Below are 8,053 nucleotides of genomic sequence, written 5' to 3'. Positions count from 1 at the left end.
TAAAAAATCGGTATCAACAAACATGGCACACTATTGAGTTCTCAAACAACAGACACACCCGGCACCACCCAAACCAAACATTCAGGATCGCTCCGGAGCAACTTTCCAAACTTACCCGCTGACTTCCAGCTTGTCAAACCGGCCACCGCGAACTTCCTCAGCGAGATGCTTGGGGTTCCGGTTTTCCGTCTGACTTCGTGGATCAGCGCGGAAATAAACTCTACCACCACTCTTCCGGGATGGCCAATCCAGGCTCGGGGACTCCTCCCCCGGTCGTCCTCAGGACAGCAAAAAGCCCGGAATCACGGGGGATCCCAGGCTTTCTACTGTCCTGAAGACGGAGGTGTTCCAGCCCGCCGTCAGCTTCCGGCCGAAGCTCCGGGCTTGAAGAACGAAGCTCCCAGCGGGGGAAGCGTAACGGTCAACGTTGCCGGCTGGCCGTCCTGCCCAACGTCGGTGGCCTTCAGTTCGCCCGCGTTGAGGACGCCGGACCCGCCGTAGGTGGCGTGGTCCGTGTTGAGGACCTCTGTCCAAAGACCGGAAACCGGCACTCCCAGGGTGTAGCCCACATGCGGGGCGCCCGAGAAGTTGATGGCGCAGACGATCGGGTCGCCGTCGGCACCCCAGCGGATGAACGACAGGACATTCCTGTCCGCGTCTCCCCCGTTGATCCATTGGAACCCGGCCGGAACATTGTCCTGGGTGTACAGGGCCGGCGTCGCCTTGTACAGCTCGTTAAGGTCCTTGGTCAGCAGCTGCAGGCCCTTGTGTGCGGGGATGTCCGCGAGCCACCAGTCCAGGCCGTGCTGCTCGGACCACTCCGCTTCCTGGCCGAATTCGGTGCCCATGAAGATGAGCTGCTTGCCGGGGTGCGCCCACTGGTAGGCGAGGAAGGCGCGGAGGTTGGCCAGCTGCTGCCAGCGGTCGCCCGGCATCTTGCGCAGCATGGAACCCTTGCCGTGGACTACTTCATCGTGGCTGATGGGCAGCAGGAAGTTCTCCGTGAACGCGTACACCAGCGAGAACGTGACCGTGCCGTGGTGCCACTTACGGTTGACCGGGTCCTCGGAGGCGTACTTGAGCGAATCGTGCATCCAGCCCATGTTCCATTTCAGGCCGAAGCCCAGTCCGCCGTGGCTGGTGGGGGCAGTGACGCCGGGGAATGCAGTGGATTCCTCCGCGATCATGACGGCACCCGGGTGCGTCTTGTAGACCGTCGCGTTGACTTCCTGGAGGAAGGAGATGGCCTCAAGGTTCTCCCGGCCGCCGAAGCGGTTGGGCCGCCACTGGCCTTCCTGGCGCGAGTAGTCGAGGTAAAGCATGGACGCCACGGCGTCCACGCGCAGGCCATCGATGTGGAACTCGTCCAGCCAGTAGAGCGCGTTCGCCACCAGGAAGTTCCGCACCTCGGTACGTCCGAAGTCGAAGATCAGCGTGCCCCAGTCGGGGTGCTCGCCGAGGGCCGGGTCGGAGTGCTCGTAGAGGGCCTCGCCGTCGAACTTTGCCAGGGCCCACGAGTCCTTGGGGAAGTGCGCGGGCACCCAGTCCAGCAGGACGCCGATCCCGGCCTGGTGGAGGGTGTCCACCAGGTAGCGGAACTCATCCGGGTGGCCGAACCTGGAGGTCGGGGCGTAGTACGACGTGACCTGGTAACCCCAGGAGCCGCCGAACGGGTGCTCGGCCACGGGCATGAATTCCACGTGGGTGAAGCCAAGCCACTTCACGTACTCCACCAGTTCCTTGGCGAGTTCGCGGTAGCCGAGCCCCAGTCGCCAGGACCCCAGGTGCACCTCGTAGACGCTCATCGCGGAGTTGTGCGGGTCACGCTTGGCCCGGGCCGCCATCCATTCGTCGTCCTTGAACGCGTAGGAGCGTTCCACCACGCGCGACGCCGTCAGCGGCGGCACCTCGGTGTTGAATGCCAGGGGGTCGGCCTTCTCCACCCAGTACCCGCCCCGGGTCAGGATTTCGAATTTGTAGCATGCCCCTGCCGTAACCCCCGGGAGGAAGACTTCCCAGACCCCGGACGACCCCAGCGAGCGCATCGAGTGTTCGCGTCCGTCCCAGGCGTTGAAGTCGCCCTTGACCCGGACTGCCTGCGCGTTCGGCGCCCAGACAGCGAACGAGACACCGTCAACGTCCCCCATCGAAGACTTGTAGTGCTGCACGTGGGCGCCCAGGACTTCCCAGAGTTTCTCGTGCCGGCCCTCGCCGATCAGGTGCAGGTCCACCTCACCCACCGTCGGCAGGTAGCGGTACGGCTCGTCCACCGTGACCGGGTCCTTCCCGGGGTAGGTGACGGAAAGCCGGTAGTCGGGAACATGGCCCTGCTGCGGCGGTTCAAGCACTGCCACCCACACCCCGTGCGCTTCGTGCTGCATGGGAACCTCGCCGCCGGCGGTGACGACGGTGACCGCGTCAGCGAGGTGCTTCACGGTGCGGATGGTGACATGACCGTAGTCATCGAGGTGCGCGCCCAGGACTGAATGGGGGGCATGGTGTTCGCCGTTTGCGATCCGGCCCAGGGTGCCTTCATCCACGTGCAGCGGCACCCCCGGGCGGTCAGTTCGTGCTGAGCCTGTCATTTCGTTACCTTCCGATGCTGCACCGACCTGATCGCCGGTGCCGTTACCGCTCAAAAGCCGCCTGGCGGCGTTCACTGGGATCGCCAGCCAGTCGGGCCTGTTACGCATTTCATAAACAACTTCGTACAGCGCCTTGTCCAGCCACAATGCCACAAACAGGGGCGAGGTCCGGTCAACCGTACCCGGAATGACCCCCGAATAACCCTCGAGGAAGGCGTCGGCGCAGTCGTCCACCCAGGAATCCGGAACCTGGGCGCCCTCCTGCTCACGCTGGGCCGCACCGGCCGCATAGTCGAACGACCGCAGCATGCCCACGACGTCGCGCAGGGGCACGTCCGGCACGTTCCGCTCGGCGATGGGCCGCAGCGGTTCACCCTCGAAATCGAGGATGGCCCAGCGGGACTGGTCGCCCGTTTGCCCGGTGACCTGGAGGATCTGGCCGAGATGGAGGTCGCCGTGGATGCGCTGGAGGGGGCTGCCGGGTGCGGCATCGAGGCCTTCCAGCAGGGCGTCCAGCGCCTGGTCATAGGGGCCGACGGCGGAACGGGCTTCCGCCCATGCGCTGCGGACCCGCTGGGCAACAGCCTGCCCCACTGACGGTCCAGTTCCCGTCCCGGCCGATTGCCCCAGCGTTTCCGCGAGGCGACGGTGAACGGTGGCGGTGGCCGCACCCAGGGCTCTTGCCTCCGAGGTGAAGTCGGTTCCCGAGCGGGCCGCATCGACGGCCAACCGCCAAGCGTCGCGGCCGCCGACAAGGAACTCGTGGGCCACCGCCAATTCGCCCTGGACAGGCTTGGTGCCCTGGCCGTTGCCGGCTTTGGCCAGCCACTCGCCGCGGACCCAGCCGAGGGTGGCCGGAACTTCAGCAGTGCCGGCCTTGGTCAGCGCTGCCCCGACTTCGATTTCGGGGTTTGTGCCGTCCGAAAGCACACGGAAGAACTTCACCATCGCCGCCGATTCGCCGTCGTCAACAATGACGGAACTGTTCGACTGCTCACCGCTCAGGACCTTCACCACGCCCTTGGCTGTGGGCAGGCGGTAGGGGCCCTCTACGCGGTACCCCCTGGCGCTTCCGTTCGGTGCCTTTTCCTCCTGCCGGATCAGTTCCAGCCAGGCGCCCACGAATTCGGGGTCGTGCACTGCGTCGTAAACCCAGGGGCGGGACGGGTCTGTTCCCGCGGCTTCCCCGACGAGCGCGCGCTCCATGCCGCCCGCGGGTGCCGGGCGGAAGCTGAGGGGGACCTGGACCACCGCAGTCCGCGTGCCGCCGTCGGGCGCTTCCGTGGTGACGTCCAGCAGGAAGACTGCCAGCGCGGCGTGGCCGGTGGGATCTTCCAGGCCCAGGCTGCCTGCCTGGGACATTTGGAAGTCGGGAGACTTGACGGGGAACCATCGCTGCCGGGGCAGCCATTCCTTGAGCAGCGCGGTCAGGGCGGGAGTGAGGATTGGCTGGTTCATCTCAGTTCTCTATCGACAGGATGGGCATGGCCTGGGTGTAGGGCGAGGACGGGTTGGACGCCGCGGACCTGACGCGGAGCCAGAAGAAGTCGTGGCTTCCCAGTGTCAGGGTCAGGCTCCCGTCGTCATTGATGCCGGGGAACGGCTGGCCGCCGAAAACGTCACGCAGGCCGCGCCCGGCGTAGTCGGGGACGCGCAGCCTGGCAGCGACGGGGTGCTGGGAGAGGTTGAAGGCGCAGAGGACGCTTTCGCCGGCGGCACCGGCAGGGTTGTTGTCCGGAAGCTCGCGGAGGTACGCCAGCACGGCGTCGTGGTCTGCTTCAACATGCTTGAATCCGCCCAGGCCGAACGCTGGGTGGTTCTTGCGGACGCTGAGGATCTGCCGGGTCCAGCGCAGCAGCGAACCCGAATGGGCAGCCTCGGCTTCCACGTTGGCCATGCTGTAGTTGTACACCAGCGACTGGATGGGCGGCAGGTAAAGCTTGCCGGGGTCGGCGTTCGAGAAGCCTGCATTCCGGTCCGGGTTCCACTGCATGGGGGTGCGGACCGCGTCGCGGTCTTCAAGCCAGATGTTGTCTCCCATGCCGATCTCGTCCCCGTAATACAGGAACGGGCTGCCCGGTAGCGAGAGGAGCAGGGCGTTGATCAACTCGATCTCCGCCCGGGAGTTGTCCAGCAGCGGGGCCAGGCGGCGCCGGATGCCGATGTTCGCACGCATGCGCGGGTCCGGCGCGTACCAGCCGAGCATGGCTGCGCGTTCATCGGCCGTGACCATTTCGAGGGTCAGTTCGTCATGGTTGCGCAGGAACGTGCCCCACTGCGCACCCTCCGGGATATCCGGGGTGTCGCGCATGGTCTCGATGATGGGTGCGGCCTTCTGGTCCCGGAGCGCGTAGTACAGGCGCGGCATGATCGGGAAGTGGAACGCCATGTGGCATTCGGGTTCATCTTCGGTGCCGAAGTACTCCACCACCTCGTTGGGCGGCTGGTTGGCTTCGGCGATGATGACCCGGCCTGGATAGCTTTCGTCCACCATGGCGCGCAGTTGGCGGAGGAACTCGTGGGTGGCCGGGAGGTTCTCGCAGTTGGTGCCTTCCTCCTCGTAGAGGTAGGGAATGGCATCAGCCCGGAACCCGTCGATGCCCTGGTCCAGCCAAAACCGGACGACGTCGAAGAGCGCGTCGATGACCTTGGGGTTTTCGAAGTTCAGGTCAGGCTGGTGGCTGAAGAACCGGTGCCAGAAGAACTGGCGGCGGATGGGATCGAAGGTCCAGTTCGATTCCTCCGTGTCCACGAAGATGATGCGGGCGTCCTGGTATTTCTCGTCGGTGTCGCTCCAGACGTAGAAGTCACCGAAGGGCCCGTCCGGATCCTTCCGGGATTCCTGGAACCAGGGGTGCTGGTCGGAGGTGTGGTTCAGCGGCAGGTCGATGATGACCCGCACGCCACGGGCGTGGGCTTCGGCCACCAGTCGCTTGAAGTCGCTGATGGTGCCGAACTCATCCAGGACCGAGTTGTAGTCCGAGATGTCGTAGCCACCATCCCGCAGGGGCGACTGGAAGAACGGCGGCAGCCAAAGGCAGTCCACGCCCAGCCACTGAAGGTAATCCAGCCGGTCGATGAGCCCGGAGAAATCTCCGGACCCATCGCCGTTGGCATCCGCGAAGGCCCTGACCAGCACCTCGTAGAACACGGCCTTCCGGTACCACAGCGGATCATGCTGGAGGCCGGGTGCATTGAGCTCGAATGTGTTCTTGGGAGTGAAATGGCCGGAACTTTGCGGATTGAAATTCACGAATGCATTCTCCTCACGCTCAGGATGTGGGCCGGCTCCACGTGCGGGTCAAGGCGCACGTAGTTGTACTCGCCCCACTCCCAGCTTTGGCCGGAGATCAGGTCATCCACGTAGAAGCCGCCGCCCGGCGTGAGGTCCTGCGGATCCAGTTCCAGGGCCGCCAGGTCCAGGGCCACGCTGCATTCCTTAGTGACGTGCGGGTCCACGTTGACCACCACGATGAGGGTGTCCTTGGACCCGTCGGGCAGCGTCTTGTGCTTGGAGTACACCACTGTGGACTCATCCGTGCTCTGGTGGACCGTGAGGTTCTGCAGGTCCAGCAGCGCGGGGTGGTCCCGGCGGATGTGGTTCAGCCGGGTGATGTAGGGAGCCAGGGTGCGGCCGGATTCAGAGGCGGCGTCCCAGTCGCGGTGCTTGTATTCGAACTTCTCGTTGTCGATGTACTCCTCGGCGCCCGGCCGGGCCACGTGCTCGTACAGTTCGTAGCCGGCGTAGACGCCCCACAGCGGGCTGCCCGTGGAGGCAAGGACGGCCCTGACCCGGAACGCGGCGGGGCCGCCGTACTGCAGGTACTCGGTGAGGATATCCGGCGTGTTCACAAAGAAGTTGGGTCGGAAGAATGCCGGGGACTCGTGGCTGACTTCGTTAAAGTAGGCCTCGATCTCCTTCTTTGTGTTGCGCCAGGTGAAGTAGGTGTAGGACTGCTGGAAGCCGGCCCTGCCCAGTGCGTGCATCATGGCCGGCCGGGTGAAGGCTTCGGCCAGGAAGACGACGCCGGGAACTTCTTTATTGACTTCCGCAATAAGCCATTCCCAGAACCACACCGGTTTGGTGTGCGGGTTATCGACCCGGAATATCTTTACCCCGTGGCTGACCCAGAGCAGCACAATCCGGAGAATTTCGCGGGAAAGCCCTTCAGGGTCATTATCGAAATTGAGCGGATAAATGTCCTGGTACTTCTTGGGCGGATTTTCCGCATACGCAATACTGCCGTCCACGCGCGTGGTGAACCACTCGGGGTGGGACTGCACCCAGGGGTGGTCCGGTGCCGCCTGGAGGGCAAGGTCCAGGGCAACCTCGAGGCCAAGTTCATTGGCCCGCGCCACGAAGGCGTCGAAATCGTCGAAGGACCCGAGGTCGGGATGGATGGCGTCGTGGCCACCCTCCTTGGCACCGATGGCCCAGGGCGAACCGGGGTCGTTGGGGCCGGCCACCAGCGTGTTGTTGGGTCCCTTGCGGTGCTGCACGCCGATGGGGTGAATGGGCGGCATGTAGAGGACGTCGAATCCCATGGCGGCCACGGCGTCGAGCCGCTTGGCGGCGGTGCGGAAGTTGCCGGAGGTCCAGGCGCCGGTGGTGTGGTCCTTGACGGCGCCTTCGGACCGGGGGAAGAACTCGTACCAGGCGCCGCGGCCGGCGCGGTCCCGCTCCACCAGCAGGGGGAACTCTTCGGAGACAGTGACGAGCTCACGGATGGGCTCGCGGTCAACGATGCCGGCAATCTCCTGGCTGAACCCGGCTGCGAGCCGTTCTTCCGTGCCGCGGGACTGGTCGGCCAGGACGTCGGCGGCGTGGCGGAGCGTTTCCCGGTCCGCTTCGCTGCGGAAGTCCTCCTGCGCTGCGTCGGCCAGCAGCTTGGCACCTTCGGCGAGCATGAGTTCGACGTCGATGCCCGCATCGATCTTCACCTCGGCATTGTGATGCCAGGTTCCGTAGCGGTCATGCCAGGCTTCGATGACAAAGGACCAGTTGCCGGTTTCCGACGGCGTGAGGATGCCTTCCCAGCGGTCCGTGCCCATGCCTCGTTCCCCGCGGGGCGGCGCGAGCCGTACACGCTGGCGCTCGGCTCCGGCTGGATCCAAAAGCACGGCGCTGACGCCGAGCTGGTCATGGCCTTCGCGGAAGGCGGTGGCACCGACAACGATGCCCTCCCCCGGCACTGCCTTGGCCGGAAACCTGCCGCCCTCGACGACGGGCTGCACGGCGGTGATGGGAAAACGCCCGAACCGCAGACCCTCGGTGATGCGGCGCTGGAGCATTTTGGTTGATGCGGCACTGGTTCCTGAGTTAGTCGTCACAGGCTCGACGTTAGCGAGAAACGGCGAAGATTGCTAAGGCTGCTCATCAATTTCGCCGTGCCGCCCGCCATTTTCTTCATGCCCCGGTCATTTACCCAAAAGAAACCCAATGCTGGTTCCCGGCAGGCAGGTTGTCG

Annotated in this window: 3 protein-coding genes; all 3 read right to left on the bottom strand. The window is 64.9% G+C overall.

The features are described 5' to 3' along the window. Positions 1-359: 359 nt before the first annotated feature. From K4G53_RS10310 to K4G53_RS10300, 3 genes are read right to left on the bottom strand one after another with little or no spacing between them, the layout of a single operon-like run. Positions 360-4,043, bottom strand: a complete 3,684-nt coding sequence (locus K4G53_RS10310) for a 1,4-alpha-glucan branching enzyme (protein WP_221385587.1) — start codon at positions 4,041-4,043, stop codon at positions 360-362. Position 4,044: 1 nt separating this feature from the next. Further along, positions 4,045-5,838 carry a maltose alpha-D-glucosyltransferase gene (treS, locus tag K4G53_RS10305; RefSeq protein WP_221385586.1) on the bottom strand — a complete coding sequence of 598 codons (1,794 nt, stop codon included), beginning with the start codon at positions 5,836-5,838 and terminating at the stop codon, positions 4,045-4,047. Continuing rightward, a complete protein-coding gene (locus K4G53_RS10300) occupies positions 5,835-7,877 on the bottom strand; it encodes an alpha-1,4-glucan--maltose-1-phosphate maltosyltransferase (RefSeq protein WP_221385624.1) in 2,043 nt (680 codons plus the stop codon). The genes treS and K4G53_RS10300 overlap by 4 nt, the downstream gene beginning before the upstream one ends. Positions 7,878-8,053 lie beyond the last annotated feature (176 nt).

It is taken from the genome of Arthrobacter sp. MAHUQ-56 (assembly GCF_019710585.1).
Lineage (GTDB): Bacteria > Actinomycetota > Actinomycetes > Actinomycetales > Micrococcaceae > Arthrobacter.
The sequence above is the reverse complement of the archived record's forward strand: the minus strand, read 5'-3'. Positions and strand labels throughout refer to the sequence as shown.

Bases quoted from the DNA above. Each gene is read 5' to 3' on its own strand.
- K4G53_RS10300 (WP_221385624.1), bottom strand. From the start codon at position 7,877: ATGCTCCAGCGCCGCATCACCGAGGGTCTGCGGTTCGGGCGTTTTCCC.
- K4G53_RS10310 (WP_221385587.1), bottom strand. From the start codon at position 4,043: ATGAACCAGCCAATCCTCACTCCCGCCCTGACCGCGCTGCTCAAGGAA.